This is a genomic window from Actinomadura sp. B10D3, assembly GCF_039871695.1.
Taxonomy (GTDB): Bacteria; Actinomycetota; Actinomycetes; order Streptosporangiales; family Streptosporangiaceae; genus Spirillospora; species Spirillospora madurae.
In genome coordinates this window covers 23836-38639 of sequence record NZ_JBDPLY010000049.1, presented here as the reverse complement: position 1 = coordinate 38639, position 14804 = coordinate 23836, and the positions used below count along the sequence as shown (strand labels likewise).

Sequence of the window (14804 nt, the reverse complement as noted above, 5' to 3'; positions counted from 1 at the left end):
CGCAGACGCCACTCAGGACTCGGCTATAAGACCCCGAACCAGGTCTATGCAGAGCACCTAGAACAGCAGCTCGCAGCGTGAAGTAACCGCAAATAGAGCTGTCCGAAGTCTTCGGGGCCCCTCAGTCCTGGACTCGATGGCCGAATGGCAGAACCGGCCGCTCGACAGCGTCTACCCGGTGATCTTCCTGGACGCCATCCACGTCAAGATCCGTGACGGGCAGGTGGCAAACCGCCCCATCTATGTGGCGCTGGCCGTCACCGTCGACGGCACCCGCGACATCCTGGGGCTGTGGGCCGGTGACGGCGGCGAGGGCGCCAAGTACTGGCTGCAGGTCCTCACCGAACTCAAGAACCGGGGCGTCAGCGACGCGTGCATGGTGGTGTGCGACGGGCTGACCGGCCTGCCCGACGCCGTCGGCAACGTCTGGCCGCAAGCCCTGGTGCAGACATGCATCGTCCATCTGCTGCGCAACTCGTTCCGGTACGCGGCCCGCCAGGACTGGGACAAGATCGCGCGTGCTCTCAAGCCCGTCTACACCGCCCCGACCGAGTCGGCAGCGACCGAGCGATGGCTGGAGTTCGCCGAGACCTGGGGCGTCAAGTACCCGGCGATCGTGCGGCTATGGGAGAACGCCTGGGCCGAGTTCGTCCCGTTCCTGCAGTTCGACCCCGAGATCCGCAAGGTCGTGTGCTCCACCAACGCCATCGAGTCGGTCAACGCCCGCATCCGCCGCGCGGTCAAGGCCCGCGGACACTTCCCCAACGAGCAGGCCGCCCTCAAGTGCGTCTACCTCGCGGTCATGAGCCTGGACCCCACCGGCACCGGCCGCAAACGCTGGATCGCCCGCTGGAAGGCCGCCCTCAACGCCTTCGACATCGCCTTCGAAGGCCGCCTCACCGCCGCCCGCAACTGACCCCAGCAAGATCGAGTTACACCGTTAACTGGACACACCCGAGCTCGTAGTTCTGTAGGACGGCGATGGCCTTGACCAGGTGGCCGGCCTTGCTGGGGCTGCAGCGGAGCTTGCGGAGGATTCGCCATGATTTGAGCTGGGCGTTTGCGCGTTCGCCGGGGCCGCGGAGCTTGGCGTGCGCCCGGTTGGCCTGCTTCTGCGACTCGGGCTTGTTCTTGCCCTTGTAGGGCGTGATGACGACCGAGACCTCGGCTCCTTGGTAGGCCTTGTCGGCCAGAGTGAGGATCCCGGCCTTGTGCAGTGCGCGCAGGATGCCCCGGATACGGGCGGCGGTCAGGTCGTGGATCTTGCCGGGCAGCGCCCCCGAGGTCCGCAGGATCGTCCCGTCCGGCCCGGCGATCACCTGCACGTTCATCCCGTGCACCCGATGCTTGCCGGAGAAGTAGGGGCGGTCGGCCTTGACCCGGTCGGTGCAGATCAGCGTGCCGTCCAGGACCAGGTGCGTCAGCCCGTCTGTCCTGGCCTTACGCAACGCGACTGCGAGCTTGGGTGAACGCGTGACGATCTCCTCGACCTAGCGCCAGGCGGTGGCCACCGACACCCCGAAGCCCGCGGCGGCCCCGGCGAACGTCTCGCCCTTGCGCAGGCGCACCAGCACCAGCAGCGCCTGCTGACCGGGGTTCAGCAGCCGCCAGCGTGACCTGATCGCCCGGCGATGGCGGCGGACGATCCCCGCCACGTAGATCAGCGTCGGACGCGACAAATCCGCTGCGGCACGGTAGAACAGCATGCAGAAGCTCCTGGTGAGACGGTGTGGGTTGTGGTGATCAACCCGTCTACCAGGGGCTTCTCTGCATCTGAGGGGACTCCGTCAACTCGCGATCATGCTGTGATCAACCCGCCCCGCCCAAGGATGAAAAAGGGGTCCGTGTCGGACGACCCGTGCGTGATCGAGCGGCGAAGGGAGTTTGCCCGTGCTCCTCATTCAAATGACGACCGCGGTCGCCCTAGTGGCGGCAATCGCAGTGGCGGCCGTAATCTTGCCTCGCCACGCTACAAGCTCATCCACGCCCACGGCGGGAGTGACCCAACAGCGCACCTCGCCCCGTTCACGGAAGACGGGCCTCATCTGGGCCGAGTCCACGGTGATCTTGGACGCCGACCGCCGAAGCACCCCAGGGGGTGTTGGCCAAGTGAGGCCTCGACGCGGCCATCGTGGCCACGGTTTGCCCTGGCTGGGAGGGAGAACACGAGAACGAAACGAGTCCCAGGTCACCGACACGGCTGACATGGCCCTTGACATGCTCACGGCGACTCCAACAGCAGGACGCATAAAAGCTCGTGGTGGACGACGAGTGGCATGTAGACCAAGTTCGTCCTCTACGAGGACGGCGCGCCCTGCCCGAGCGAAGTCCTACGCCGGGTCCAGAAGCCTTCTCATGGCCTCGAACCTCCTGGTGAGCTGGAACGAATAAAGCCGCGTTGGCGCCCGTTTGCGGCTCCCGATGCTTCCCGGAGAACACGATCACGACTACCCCGAGCTCAGCAAACCCTGGCAGGCTACGTGGTCTGGCCCCGTCGATGGGCTCTCCCTATAATTACCGAGCACCCCCACTACCCGGCCGGTTAGGTTCACCACCATAGGCGACCAACGGAGGTCAATGATGGCCAATGTCTTCATCAGTCACCGAGGGGTGGACCTCGATCCGGCCGAACGACTCAGCTTGGAGTTGCGTCGCCGAGGTCACACCGTCTGGCTCGACGAATGGGAGATCGGCGTCGGCGACTCCATCGTCGAAAAGATCAATAATGGCCTGACCGACTCCAACTACCTGGTGCTGTGCTACTCCGAAGCCGGCTCACTGAGTTCTTGGATGGGTAGAGAGTGGATGTCAGCGCTGGCACGGCAACTCGACGGCGCCGGAATCACATTGCTGCCGGTGAGGCTGACGGGAGGTGAACCTCCCGCGATCCTCGCCGACATCAAGTACGCCGACTTGGTCGCCGACTGGCCGGGCGGCATAAGGGCGATATGCAACACGCTTCGTTGATCAAATCGAGCCGACCCTCCAGCCATGGCGGCGCTACTTCGAACCCTCGGACTCGAAAGGTTCTTGATGGTCCCCGACCCACCGTCCGGTCACTATGGCGCAGCCCTTGTCTCGTGCGACATCGTGGGGCACTCGGCGACCTCACCTCGAGATCAGGTTGCTCGCGTTGCGGGGATCAACAGCATCGTCGCCGAAACGATCAACATCTGGTCGCCCAGTGATGTCGTGTGGTCGTCGGGCGGAGACGGCGGGCATGTGGTCTTCCGACGGGATACTTGGCGGCAATCGGCAATTTCGTTGCTCCTACGGCTGCGCCGGTGGTCGGCAGACGAAGGCATACCCCTTAGAGTCGTCGGCCATTACGGTCAGGTAACACATATCACCGGCGCGGACGACCGTATCCAGTTCGTCGGCGACGGCATTAATTACGCAGGGTGGTTGCTGACCCAGGCCACCTCGGGCGGCATCGTGGCCACCGATGCCTTTCGCAGGGAAGTCGAAGTGATGGAACTCGAACCGGTCGTCGAGTTCCACACCCCACGAATAATCCCCAACACTAATTTCAAGCCCCAACTTCTATTCCTGATGTCTTCTGGAGACACACGCTCCAGGTGGAACGAATCAGCCTCCAGGGACCGCGACTCCCTCTCGCTCGCCGTGCGCCAGCATAGAGGCTGGGACGTCCTCTACTTCGCCAAGCGCATCTGGCAGGTGAATTCAGCGGACGAGGAAGTCCTCCGTGCGCTGGAGAGCGTGAAACCACATCATTTGCGCTCCACTAAGGACGTCAATCCATTTTTCGAACACCTCCAGCCTGACGAACTGAAGGAAGTGCTGCGACTGGGACAATTAGTGGAGCGTCGGCGCGGCGATCTGATCTGCAGTTACGACGAACCAGGCGACACAATGCTCGTCATCCTCCGCGGCCAAGTCGGAGTTTACAACTCCGAGGGTGAGGGATTCGACGGAGCGGCTGATCCGAGGTACGTGGAGCACCAGGGCGACATCGTCGGCGAATTGGCCTATGCGCTGTCACGCAACCGAACGGCAGACCTGATAGCACTCACCGACGTTGCGCTACTTTCCTTTAATTATGAGAACATTCGACTTGGATTGGCGAGCACTCCGGTCGGCCAAGCCGCAGCCCACCAAGTTTCCTCATTTATACACTACCGCGTGCTCCAGCACGTCAGCGACAACGCACCTTATCTGCTCGGCCCGAGGCGTTCAGGTCCACTTTCGGCGGGATCCGGCTCCTGGGACTATGCATTGACCAAGCTTCGCAAACACTGCGAACTAATCGTCATAGACGAGCGGGTCCTCGACCTGGGCGTCGAGGACCTACCCTCGCCGACCTCCGGCCACCACGGTCTATGCATACTTGTAGCGGGCGAGGTGCGAGTCCAAGACTCCAACGGAGCGCCGCTCAAGGGAACGACTTTTCCCGTGCTTTGGGTCGATGTGCCGAAGTTGCTCCGACTTCCACACCGCACCTATCGCGTACAGGAAGAACCCGTGAAAATATTGCGCATCCGCGCTGAAGGTCTCGCCGAACTAGACGCACGTCAGCGCGAAGCGTTGCATAAGGCGCTTCCGCGTGCCATGTTCGGGCGCCCAGGTAAGTACGAATTTGATGTCTTCCTGTGCTACGCCGAGGAAGATTGGAAGGCAGTATCGCAGATCCATGGCCGACTGCTGAGCAAAGGTATTACCTGCTGGGTCGACCGGGAACGTATTGCGCCGGGCGCCTCGGTCACCGAGTCCATCGAGCAAGGTCTGCGCAGCAGCAGGTTCCTGCTTGCCTGCGTGGGCCGGAACTTCGCGCGATCGACATGGGCACAGCAAGAGCTCAGGGCAGCGCTGCACCTTGATATCAAGCGGCGCAAGGACAACTCGGTCCTCGTCCTCGAGCTTGATGAGTTGGAGGACGACCAGAATGCGGTCCCACTACTCATCAAGGACGCAAAACGAGTCTCGTATGCCCGGGCAGAAGAGTTCGACGAGCTTGTCGCACACATCACCTCCGGGGTCGACGCGACCTGAACCACCGCGGTGATGGGTGAGGAACGCGAACTGCCAGGGGCTGGGATCGCAAGGTGCCTTCCGCCTTCGGCCAAGGGCCGAAAGCCCGCCGAGCGTGCGAGAGCGCTCGTAGACGCCCCTAGTAGCGTCGGAGGGCGTCTTTCCGGGGGCTATCTGCGTGCTGTCAGCCGTGGTCAGGTGAAGCGATCCGTCCGAGCCTGAACCGGAAGGGTCCCGGCGACGTTCCATCCGGTGCACGTCTGATCCCGGTCCGCCCGCGTCGTCAGATGGGTCTGGCGCGGGGTGGCCCTTGGTGGAGGTAGAGGGGCATGTGGTCTCGGATTCTCATCACCGCTCTGACTGTTGGACTACTCGCGCCCGTGGGAGCGTCGGCGGAGGCCGCTCCCAGGCGGGCGCCCGATCGGATCGCGCTTCCGGACGGGTTCCAGCCGGAAGGGATCGCGACCGGGCCCGGGCCCGTGGCGTTCTTCGGGTCGCGGGCCACGGGGGCGATCTACCGCGCTGATCTGCGCACCGGAAAGGGGAAGGTCATCAGCGAAGGGCCGGGCACCCCGTCGCTCGGCATGAAGACCCTGGGGAGCAGGCTGTTCGTCGCGGGCGGGTCCGGAGGAGACGCGCGCGTCGTCGATACGCGGAGCGGGGCGGTGCTGAAGTCGTACACGCTCACGACCAGGGCGTCCTTCGTCAACGACGTCGCCCTCAGCCGTGACGGTGCATGGTTCACCGATTCGACCAATCCCGTTCTCTACCGGGTTCCCGCTAAAGGGCGAGGCGGGGTGAAGACGCTGCCGCTGAGCGGGGACATCGTCTACGGCGAGGGCATCAACGCGAACGGGATCGTCGCCGGCCGGGACGGGCGGACGCTGCTGATCGTCCAGTCCAACACCGGGAAGCTGTTCCGGGTCGATTCCCGTACCGGGGTCACCAAGGAGGTCGACCTGCACGGTGAGTCGCTGGTGAACGGCGACGGGCTGCTGCTGGAGGGGAGCACCCTTTATGCCGTGCAGAACCGGCTGAACAGCGTGGCAGTGGTGCGGCTGAACAAGCACGCGACGGAAGGACGGGTCGTCAAGCGCCTTACCGACCCCCGCTTCGACGTCCCGACGACGATCGCGCGCTCCGGTTCCCGGCTCTACCTTCCGAACGCGCGGTTCAGCACGCCGCCCACGCCGGAGACGGCGTACGACGTCATCGCGATCCGCCCCTAGTTCCGTGGCCGGGTGACAACGGCCTCGCGACGTGCGGGGCCGTTGTGCCGGTCACCTGTTTTCGCTGGTGGCGCTAGTACGCTCGGCACGGTGACGTCGCGAGTGATCTCTCGGGACCCGGATCGGCTGGTCCTGTTCACCGACGCCGTCGTGGCGATCGCCGTGACGGTGCTCGTGCTGCCGCTCGTCGACGTGGTGACCCAGACGGCGGACGCACACCGCCCGTCCCGAGAGGTGATCACCGAGCACGCCGCGCAGGTGTACAGCTTCCTGATCAGCTTCGCCGTGATCCTCCGGCTCTGGTTCGACCACCACCGGATCTTCGAGCGCATCTCCGCCTACTCCAAGCCGCTGATGGGGTGGAACGCGGCCTGGCTGCTCTCCGTCGTGATCCTCCCGTTCCCGACGGAGATGGTCGGCGCCTACTCCTCGGACGACCGTTTCACGGCCGTGCTGTACCTCGGCACCATCCTCGCCGCCACGGTGTGCCAGACGGCGCTCACGATCATCCCCTACCGCGATCCGGAGGTGGCGTCGGAGTCCGACCCCCCGACGATCGAGGCGGTCCGTGGAGGGCTCTCCGCGACGCTCGTCGTCGCCGTCGCGTTCGCCCTGGCGTGGACCGTGCCGGGCCTCTCCTACTACGCGCTCCTCCTGCTGGCACTGGACCGGCCCCTGAGCAGGATCTGGCGGCTTGTCGGGGTGTAGCTCACGGGACTCTGGCCTCGGTCCATGCTCGTTGAAGGATCTCGTCGACGGTCTCGGCCGGGGTCTGGTCGGAGGTGTCGAGCCAGAGGCCGAGCCGGGGTGTCCGGGTGCGGAGCCCGTGGTCGAGAAGGTCGATCGTCCACCGGTTGCCGGCGCTCTTGCTCCGGGTCGCCTCACGAGCGGCGACGGCGTCGGGTCGCGGGGCGAGCACGACGACGAGCAGCGGCCGCTGCTGGATCATGTGGGTCATCTCGGTGAGATGGTCGCCGAGGACGACGTCCTGGGCGACGACCGCGAACCCGTTCCGGAAGTACTCATCGCAGGTGGACGCCGTCAGCCGGTGACGCAGTCGTAGTTGCCGCACCGCCTCGTCGGAGGGGTCGGGTGATGGCCTGGGGCGGCGTTGAGGTCACGGCCGTTCTCCTCATGCCAGTCGCGGCGAAGCCGGCGTCCCTCGATCCGCCGGTTCAGGTCGACCATCCGGCCGCAATGCGGGATGGTAACGGCTTTCGCGTCACAGATTTGGTCGATCAATCGCCGCGCCGACGGCCGTCCTGAGCCGTTGGGCGGTCCGATCGCAGCGGAGAGAGCGGCTTATCGGGGTTTAACCCCTGGGGCGTCATGCTCGGCGGCATGCGTGTACTGATCGTCGAGGACGAGCGGGTGCTCGCGGACACGATCGCCGAGGGGCTCCGCGAGGAGGCCATGGCCGTGGACGTGGTGTACGACGGTGACGACGCGCTGGAGCGGGCGTCGTACAACGAGTACGCCGTGGTGGTCCTGGACCGGGACCTGCCGACCGTCCACGGCGACGACGTGTGCCGGGAGCTGGTGGAGCGGCGCGGCGGGGCGCGGATCCTGATGCTGACCGCGGCCGGGGACGTCGACGACCGGGTGGACGGGCTGTCGCTCGGCGCGGACGACTACCTGCCGAAGCCGTTCGTGTTCAGCGAGCTGGTGGCGCGGGTGCGGGCGCTGGCGCGACGGTCGGGGCCGCCGGTGCCGCCCGTCCTGGAGCGGCGGGGCATAAGCCTCGACCCGCACCGGCGGCGGGTGGCGCGGGACGGCCGGGAGGTGCGGCTGACGAACAAGGAGTTCGCCGTGCTGGAGGAGCTGCTGCGGGCGGAGGGCGGCGTGGTGAGCGCCGAGCGGCTGCTGGAGCGGGCATGGGACGAGCACATCGACCCGTTCAGCAACGTCGTCCGGGTCACGATGGCGACGCTGCGCCGCAAGCTCGGCCAGCCGCCGGTGATCGAGACGGTGACGGGGTCCGGGTACCGGTTGGAGGCACGATGAACAGGCTGAGCGTCAGGACGCGGCTGACCCTGGTGTACGGGGGGCTTTTCCTGGTCACGTCGGCGGCGCTGGTCGCGGTGACATACCTGCTGACCGTCCGGACGATGGACGACCGGTTCCCGGCGAGCGAGAGCCTGGACGCGGCGACGCTGACGCGGGTGCGGGAGATGGCGCTCGGCGGCGACGTCAGCGAGCTGATGCGGCTGAAGGCCGCGGCCGACCAGCGGGTCGCCCAGCAGAAGCGCGACGTCCTCGAACAGCTCCTGCAGAGCTCCCTGGTGACGATGCTGGTCCTCGGGGTGCTCGCGGTGGTGATCGGGTACGTGGTCGCCGGGCGGATGCTGCGTCCGCTGCACACGGTGACCGCGACGGCGCGGCAGCTGTCGGAGAGCAACCTGCACGAGCGGATCGCGCTGGAGGGTCCGCAGGACGAGATCAAGGATCTGGCCGACACGTTCGACCGGATGCTGGACCGGCTGAACCGCGCGTTCGACGCCCAGCGCCGGTTCGTCGCGAACGCCACGCACGAGCTGCGGACGCCGCTGACCATCAACCGGACGGTGCTGGAGGTGGCGCTCGCGAGCCGCAAGAGCCCGCCGGAGACCAAGGCGCTCGCGGACGTCCTGCTCGGCAACACCGCCCGGCACGAGCGGCTGATCGAGGGGCTGCTGCTGCTCGCGCGGTCGGAGCGGGAGCTCGGCACCCGGGTCGGGACGCCGCTGCCGGACGTGGTCCGCGGCGCGCTCGGCCATCTCGAAGGACGGGCGGAGGAGGCGTCGGTGGACGTCGAGGCGCGGCTCGGCCCGGCCGAGGTGGTGGGCGATCCCGTGCTGCTGGAGCGCTGCGCGGTGAACCTGCTGGAGAACGCCGTGAAGTACAACGTGCGGGACGGGCGGGTGTGGGTCCGCACGGGCGTTCAGGACGGCACGGCGTTCCTGCAGGTGGTCAACACCGGCCGGCCCGTCCCGTCCTACGAGGTCGCGTCGATCTTCGAGCCGTTCCGGCGACTGCGCGCCGACCGGACGGGGTCCAAGGACGGCGCGGGTCTCGGCCTGTCGATCGTGCGGGCGGTGGTCGGCGCGCACGGCGGGACGATCGAGACCGTTGCGCGGCCGCGCGGCGGGCTGTCGATCACCGTGCGGCTGCCCGCGGCCGCGCGGCCCGCACTCGTCGCCTAGCCGGCGCGGCCGGCGCCGAGGGGCCAGGGCGGCGGCTGCGGCCACGGGACGCGGCCCTCGGGCTCGGGCCGGCCGGGGCGCGCGGACAGCCAGCGGTGCACGACCTTGCCGGTCGCGTTGCGGGGCAGCTCGGGGATGAAGTACACGTCGCGCGGCACCGCGTACCGGGCGACCTGCGCGTGCACGTACGCGCGGACGGCGTCGGCGTCGAGCCGCATGCCGGGCCGCAGGACGACGTAGGCGGCGAGCCGCTGCCCCCACTCGTCGTCGGCGACCCCGGTGACCGCGACCTCGTGGATCTCCGGGAGCCGCAGCAGCGCGTCCTCGACCTCGCGGGGGACGATGTTCTCGCCGCCGGACACGACCATGCCGTCGCTGCGCCCGTCCACGAACAGCAGGCCGCGGTGGTCGATGTGCCCGAGGTCGCCGGTGGACAGCAGGCCGTCGCGGACCTCCATCGGCTCGCCGCCGGTGTAGCCCTCGAACAGCAGCTCGTTGGCGGCGAAGATGTGGCCGCGGATGGAGCGGCCGAGCGGGCGGCCCTCGCCGTCCAGGATCGACAGCTTGGTGTTGCGCGGCGGGCGGCCGGCGGTGCGCGGGTCGAGCCGCAGGTCGCGCGGGGTGGCGATGGACACCCAGGACGCCTCGGTGGAGCCGTAGACGTTGTAGAGCCGGTCGCCGAAGGCGTCCATGAACCGGGTGGCGAGGTCGCCGGGCAGGGCGGCGCCGCTCAGCGCCGCGATCCGCAGCGACGACGTGTCGTACATGGCGCGGACCTCGGGAGCCAGTTCGAGGACGCGCTGCAGCATGACCGGCACGGCGAACACGGTGACGTCGCGGTGGGAGGAGATGGTCCGCAGCGTCTGCTCGGGGTCGAACCGGCGGTGCAGGACGACGGGGGCCCGCAGCGCCCACGCCATCTGCATCGCGGCGTACCCCCAGGTGTGGAACAGCGGCGCCTCGACGATCATCGTCTGGCGGGAGCGCAGCGGGATCCGGGACGTCATCGAGGCCAGCGGCCACAGGCCGGGGCGGGGCGGGCGGCGGGCGCCCTTGGGCCGGCCGGTGGTGCCCGAGCTGAGCATGATCGTCCGGCTCTGGATCTGCGGGGGCTCGGCGATCGCGCCGTCCGGCGGCACCGAGCGGATGACCTCCTCGATGCTCGGCCCGGGGTCGGCCGGGCCGGGGTCGAGCGGGGGCCGGGGGGCGGGCGGCGTCTCGGTGGCGACGGGCGCGGCCAGCGGCGTAACGGGCGAAGGCCCGGGACGGTGGTCGGCCCACAGCACGGTCCGGCGCAGCGCGATCGGGACGTTCGCCAGCAGCGGCGCGAACTCGGCGTCGGCGACGATGAGGGCGGGACGCAGCTCGCCGAGGACGGCGCGGATCTGTCCCGCCCCGAAACCGGTGTTGAGGAGCACGACCTCGGCGCCCCGCCGGGAGCACGCGACGAGCGTCAGGGCCATGCCGCGGTGGTTGCGGCACAGGACGCCGACCCGCGGGCGCGGGCCGGACAGGGGCAGCCCGGCGGCGAGGCGGGCGGCGCGCTCGTCCAGTTCGGCGAAGGTGAGCGGGCCATCGTCGTCGATCAGCGCGGGGCGGGACGGGGAGCGGGCGGCGGACGAGGCGACCAGCCCGGCGAGCGTGGTGCCCCAGCGCCGCAGCGTGCTCATCTGGCGGACCAGCCGGCGCGGGCCGCCGCCGAACAGCAGGCCAGTGCGCAGCAGGAGGGCGGCGAGATCGCGGATATGCCCGATCCGCCGGCGCATTCCCGGCCGGTAGGCGGGCCTCGCGTGCGTCACCGTACCCTCCCCCGGTGATTTCGAGCCACGTTACCCATCAGTCACCGGCCGAACAAGGGCGCTCCGGACGGCGGTCTCCCGTCAGTGGTTACTGACGAGTAGTATGGGGAGTTACCAGCGAGTAGCATCGCTGCACCGTCATCGAGCCCACCTCAGGGAGGACGATCCCGTGCCTCGCACCGCACGCGACGTCGTGTTCGTCGACGGCGTCCGCACGCCGTTCGGCAAGGCGGGCCCCAAGGGCCTGTACGCGCAGACCCGCGCCGACGACCTGGTCGTCCGCGCCATCCGCGAGCTGATGCGCCGCAACCCGTCCCTCCCGCCCGAGCGGGTGGACGAGGTGGCCATCGCCGCCACCACCCAGACCGGCGACCAGGGCCTGACCATCGGGCGGTCCGCCGCCGTGCTGGCCGGGCTACCGAAGAGCGTCCCGGGCTACGCGATCGACCGGATGTGCGCGGGGGCGATGACCGCCGTGACCACGTCCGGCGCCGGCATCTCGTTCGGCTCCTACGACGTCGCCATCGCGGGCGGCGTGGAGCACATGGGACGGCACCCGATGGGCGAGGGCGTCGACCCGAACCCGCGGTTCCTCGCCGACAAGCTGGTCGACCCGTCCGCCCTGGTCATGGGCTCGACGGCGGAGAACCTGCACGACCGGTTCCCCGGCATCACCAAGGAGCGCGCGGACGCCTACGCCGTCCGCAGCCAGCAGAAGGTCGCCGCCGCCTACGCCGCCGGGAAGATCCAGCCCGACCTCGTGCCGACCGCGGTCCGCTCCGCCGAGAAGGGCTGGGGGCTCGCCACCGAGGACGAGCCGCCGCGGCCCGGCACCACGCTGGACGACCTCGCGAAGCTGAAGACGCCGTTCCGCGCGCACGGCAACGTCACGGCCGGGAACGCCGCGGGCCTGAACGACGGCGCCACCGCCTGCCTGCTGGCCGCCGAGGACGTCGCCCGCGAGCTCGGCCTCACGCCGAGGATGCGCCTGATCGACTTCTCGTTCGCGGGGGTGGAGCCCGAGGTCATGGGCGTCGGGCCCGTCCCGGCCACCGAGCGGCTGCTCGCCCGCAACGCGCTGACCATGGACGACATCGGCCTCATCGAGATCAACGAGGCGTTCGCCGTGCAGGTGCTCGCGTTCCTGGAGCACTTCAAGATCGCCGACGACGACGCGCGGGTGAACCCGTGGGGCGGCGCGATCGCGCTCGGGCATCCGCTGGCCTCGTCCGGCGTCCGCCTGATGAACCAGCTCGCCCGCCTGTTCGAGGAGCGCGCGGACGTCCGGTACGGGCTGACCACGATGTGCGTCGGCATGGGCATGGGCGGGACCGTCCTCTGGGAGAACGTGAACTGGGAGGGCACCACATGAGTGACACGCTCGGAGAACTCTTCGCGGACGAGGTCGTCACGCACGCGCACGTCCGTGACGTCGCGCTTCCCTACGGCGCGGGGACGCTCGCGCTCATCACGCTCGACAACGGGCACGACCACACCAAGCCGAACACGTTCGGCCCGAACGGGCTGGCCGAGCTGGACACCGCCATCGACACGGTCGCCGGGCGCGACGACATCGCGGCGGTGGGCGTCACCGGCAAGCCGTTCATCTTCGCCGTCGGCGCCGACCTCAAGGGCGTCCCGCTGGTCCGCAGGCGCGAGGACGCCGCCGCGATCGGCCGGCTGGGCCACGACGTGTTCCGGCGGCTCGGCGAACTGGACGTCCCGTCGTTCGCCTACTACAACGGCGCGGCGATGGGCGGCGGCGTCGAGATCGGGCTGCACTGCACCTACCGGACGATCTCGGCCGGCGTCCCGGCGTTCGCGCTGCCCGAGACGTTCCTCGGGCTGGTGCCCGGCTGGGGCGGGACGTACCTGCTGCCGAACCTGATCGGCGCGGAGAAGGCGCTCACGGTCGTCATCGACAACCCGCTCGCGCAGAACCGGATGCTGAAGGGCCGGCAGGCGTTCGAGCTGGGCATCGCCGACGCGATCTTCGACTCGGCCGATTTCCTGGAGGAGTCGCTCGCCTGGACGGCCCGCGTGCTGAACGACGAGATCACCGTCCGCCGGCCCGAGGTCGACCGGGGCAAGGCGTGGGACGACGCCGTCGCTATGGCGCGCTGGAACGTCGACGGCAAGCTCCACGGCGCCGCGCCGTCCTACACGCGCGCCCTGGACCTGATCGGCGCCGCCAAGGACCGCACCCGCGACGAGGGCTTCGCCGCCGAGGACGAAGCACTGGCCGACCTCATCATGAGCGACGAGCTGCGCGCCGGCCTGTACGCGTTCGACCTCACCCAGAAGCGCGCCAAGCGTCCCGCCGGGGCGCCCGACCCGTCGCTCGCCCGCCCGGTCACCAAGGTCGGCGTGGTGGGCGCGGGCCTGATGGCCTCGCAGCTCGCGCTGCTGTTCGCGCGCCGCCTGGAGGTGCCGGTCGTGCTGACCGACCTCGACCAGGAGCGCCTGGACAAGGGCGTCGGCCACGCGCACGGCGAGGTCGACAAGCTGCTCGGCAAGGGGCGCATCTCCCCGGACAAGGCCAACCGCCTCAAGGCCCTCATCTCCGGTTCGCTGACCAAGGACGCGTTCGCCGACGCCGACTTCGTCATCGAGGCCGTGTTCGAGGAGATGTCGGTCAAGCAGAAGGTGTTCGCCGAGGTGGAGGAGTACGTCTCGGCCGACTGCGTCCTCGCGACCAACACCTCGTCGCTGTCGGTCGGCGAGATGGCGTCGCAGCTGAAGCACCCCGAGCGCGTCGTCGGGTTCCACTTCTTCAACCCGGTCGCCGTCCTGCCGCTGCTGGAGGTCGTCCGGGGCGAGCGCACCGGCGACGCGGCGCTCGCCACCGCGTTCGCGACCGGCAAGGCGCTGAAGAAGTCGTGCGTGCTGGTCAAGGACGCCCCGGCGTTCGTCGTCAACCGCGTCCTGCTGCGCCTGCTCGCCGAGATCGTCCGGACGGTCGACGAGGGCACGCCGATCGAGGTGGCCGAGCGCGCCGCCGCCCCGCTGGGCCTGCCGATGCCGCCGTTCGTGCTGATGGGCCTCGTCGGCCCGGCGATCGCGCTGCACGTCAACGAGACCCTGCACGCCGCGTTCCCGGACCGGTTCCCGCTGTCGGACAACCTCGCCAAGATGGTCGCGGCCGGCAAGGGCGGCGTGTACCTGCCCGACTTCTCCCTCGACCCGGAGGTCGTGGAAATCTTCGCGGGCGGGACGAGCCCGTCCACCGAGGAGCAGGTCCTGGACCGGGCGCTCGCCGCGCTCGCCGACGAGATCCGCATCATGCTGGACGAGGGCGTCGTCGCGGCCCCCGAGGACATCGACCTGTGCATGATCCTCGGCGCCGGCTGGCCGTTCCACCTCGGCGGCATCACCCCGTACCTCGACAGGTCGGGTGTCGCAGAGAAGGTGACCGGCCGCCGCTTCCTGGAGCCGGGGGTCGCCGCACGTCCCGCCTGACCCCCCGGCCGCTCCCCCGGAAAGGAGGCGTTCCACGCACCACAGGAACGCCTCTTTTCTGGCATTCCCCCAGGTCATGGACAGGACGGCGTTTCGGCTGATCATAAGACGCGCACATATGGGCATACGGCGACGGGACGAAGGCC

10 protein-coding genes and 2 pseudogenes are annotated in these 14804 nt (G+C 68.8%); 9 read left to right on the top strand and 3 right to left on the bottom strand.

The window, feature by feature from the left end:
* Nucleotides 1-124 precede the first annotated feature (124 nt).
* Nucleotides 125-916 (top strand): annotated as a pseudogene (locus ABGB11_RS40850) (IS256 family transposase); the annotation flags it as partial.
* Nucleotides 917-932: 16 nt separating this feature from the next.
* Here ABGB11_RS40850 and ABGB11_RS40845 read toward each other — a convergent pair.
* Nucleotides 933-1706 (bottom strand): annotated as a pseudogene (locus tag ABGB11_RS40845) (transposase family protein).
* 874 nt (nt 1707-2580) lie between these two features.
* On the opposite strand from ABGB11_RS40845, the gene ABGB11_RS40840 reads away from it, so the two are divergent.
* The 4 genes from ABGB11_RS40840 to ABGB11_RS40825 all read left to right on the top strand — a co-directional run bounded on the left by ABGB11_RS40840 (nt 2581) and on the right by ABGB11_RS40825 (nt 6926).
* Entirely contained in the window at nt 2581-2967 is a 387-nt protein-coding gene (locus ABGB11_RS40840; protein ID WP_347640990.1) for a toll/interleukin-1 receptor domain-containing protein, read from the top strand.
* A 24-nt stretch (nt 2968-2991) separates the two neighbouring features.
* Nucleotides 2992-5010 (top strand): TIR domain-containing protein, encoded by a 2019-nt coding sequence (locus tag ABGB11_RS40835; protein ID WP_347640989.1) that lies wholly within the window; start codon nt 2992-2994, stop codon nt 5008-5010.
* A 359-nt stretch (nt 5011-5369) separates the two neighbouring features.
* The gene (locus ABGB11_RS40830; RefSeq protein ID WP_347640988.1) at nt 5370-6218 is read left to right on the top strand and encodes a superoxide dismutase; all 849 of its coding nucleotides are present in this window, start codon (nt 5370-5372) and stop codon (nt 6216-6218) included.
* Between the two features lie 90 nt (nt 6219-6308).
* The gene (locus tag ABGB11_RS40825; RefSeq protein ID WP_347640986.1) at nt 6309-6926 is read left to right on the top strand and encodes a TMEM175 family protein; all 618 of its coding nucleotides are present in this window, start codon (nt 6309-6311) and stop codon (nt 6924-6926) included.
* A 1-nt stretch (nt 6927) separates the two neighbouring features.
* Here the strand turns inward: ABGB11_RS40825 and ABGB11_RS40820 are convergent, their stop codons facing one another.
* Entirely contained in the window at nt 6928-7290 is a 363-nt protein-coding gene (locus tag ABGB11_RS40820; RefSeq protein WP_347640984.1) for a hypothetical protein, read from the bottom strand.
* Between the two features lie 269 nt (nt 7291-7559).
* Here ABGB11_RS40820 and ABGB11_RS40815 point away from each other — a divergent pair, with 269 nt between their 5' ends.
* Nucleotides 7560-8222, top strand: a complete 663-nt coding sequence (locus tag ABGB11_RS40815; protein ID WP_347640982.1) for a response regulator transcription factor — start codon at nt 7560-7562, stop codon at nt 8220-8222.
* The gene (locus ABGB11_RS40810) at nt 8219-9400 is read left to right on the top strand and encodes an ATP-binding protein (protein ID WP_347640980.1); all 1182 of its coding nucleotides are present in this window, start codon (nt 8219-8221) and stop codon (nt 9398-9400) included. Before ABGB11_RS40815 ends, ABGB11_RS40810 begins: the two co-directional genes overlap by 4 nt.
* Here the strand turns inward: ABGB11_RS40810 and ABGB11_RS40805 are convergent.
* The gene (locus ABGB11_RS40805; RefSeq protein ID WP_347640978.1) at nt 9397-11199 is read right to left on the bottom strand and encodes an AMP-binding protein; all 1803 of its coding nucleotides are present in this window, start codon (nt 11197-11199) and stop codon (nt 9397-9399) included. The genes ABGB11_RS40810 and ABGB11_RS40805 overlap by 4 nt on opposite strands.
* A gap of 169 nt (nt 11200-11368) precedes the next feature.
* Between ABGB11_RS40805 and ABGB11_RS40800 the strand changes: the two genes are divergently transcribed.
* On the top strand, nt 11369-12571 hold the full coding sequence (locus ABGB11_RS40800) for a thiolase family protein (RefSeq protein WP_347640977.1): 1203 nt from the start codon (nt 11369-11371) through the stop codon (nt 12569-12571).
* Nucleotides 12568-14658: a 3-hydroxyacyl-CoA dehydrogenase NAD-binding domain-containing protein gene (locus tag ABGB11_RS40795; protein WP_347640975.1), complete on the top strand. Its 2091-nt coding sequence runs from the start codon at nt 12568-12570 to the stop codon at nt 14656-14658. Before ABGB11_RS40800 ends, ABGB11_RS40795 begins: the two co-directional genes overlap by 4 nt.
* Nucleotides 14659-14804 lie beyond the last annotated feature (146 nt).